Source organism: Novosphingobium sp. AAP83 (assembly GCF_001295795.1).
In the GTDB taxonomy this organism is placed as follows: Bacteria; Pseudomonadota; Alphaproteobacteria; order Sphingomonadales; family Sphingomonadaceae; genus Novosphingobium.
Map to the genome: position 1 here is coordinate 1 of NZ_LJHY01000034.1, position 1,171 is coordinate 1,171.

The window sequence follows — 1,171 nt, forward strand, 5'->3', positions numbered from 1 at the left end:
GTGCCATTCTCCGCGAAGTTCGCTGTCGCCCCTGAGGTGACGCTCGGCCCTTCGTTCCCCCCCTGGTTGTCTTGGGTGACTGTAATTCTGACCTGACTGGTGTTCTGCCACGCCTGGAAATTGCCGTAGAAATCACCCGCGACTAGTTCGAGCTGGCCATCGCCGTCCAAGTCTACAAAAGTGGGTGTGCTGTAGCCCCCACTCCCCACGCTGATACCGTCTAAAGGATTGTCGACGCCGGTGAGCTCGACATAGCCATTGGCGGTGTTTTGCCAAACCCGGAAGGTGCCGTCATAGTCTCCCGAGACGAGGTCGAGCCGACCATCGCCGTCCAAGTCTACGAAGACTGGCGCTCTGCCGTACCCGGACGTGCTATCAATCAGGTTGAAGGGGTTGTCGGCGCCAGTGAGCTCTGTGTAGCCGTTAACGGTGTTTTGCCAAACCCGGAAGGTGCCAAAATTTTCTCCCGAGACGAGGTCGAGCCGACCATCGCCGTCCAAGTCTACAAAAGTTGGTGTGCTAACATCCCCTACGTCGAAGCCGTTGAATGGATTGTCGGCTCCAGTGAGCTCTGTGTAGCCGTTAACGGTGTTTTGCCAAACCCGGAAGGTGCCAAAATTTTCTCCCACGACGAGGTCGAGCCGACCATCGCCGTTCAAGTCTACGAAGGTCGGAGCGGTGACAGACGGAAAAATAATACCGTCAAAAGGATTTGACGGGCCGACTAGCTCGTTAAAACGGAAAAGGGAAAGGTCAGCGTTGTTCACGTCCACCACATTCAGCGTCAGCGTCCGCGTTGCGGTTGGCGTGCTGCTGACATTGGCGTAGCTCAGCCGCTGGATCAGCGCATCGACCGCGGCACTGGTCACGCTGGCGTCGAACGTGATCGTGAAGTCTCCGCCAACACCGCCCGTTGCTGTTCCGAATGCCAGCCCTTCATAGCTGACTATGGTGCCGTCAAAACCGATCTGGCCAGCGCCACTGCCCTCGGTCATGACCGAGACTCTGTCCTCGACCAGCAGGCCACCCATCACCAGCTTGCCGCCGCTCAGGCTCGCCGAGAGAGTGAACACTACATCGCTGTCGAGCAGTTGCGGCCCCGGGTTGGCGGCATTCTGAGAGCCCGATCCGAAAGTTGTTGAGCAATACCAGCATGTTGTGATTCACACCT

1 protein-coding gene is annotated in these 1,171 nt (G+C 57.8%); it reads right to left on the reverse strand.

The window, feature by feature from the left end:
* Positions 1-1,073: VCBS repeat-containing protein (locus tag IP81_RS15580; RefSeq protein ID WP_197274665.1), on the reverse strand; the 1,073-nt coding region annotated here is incomplete at its 3' end.
* Positions 1,074-1,171 lie beyond the last annotated feature (98 nt).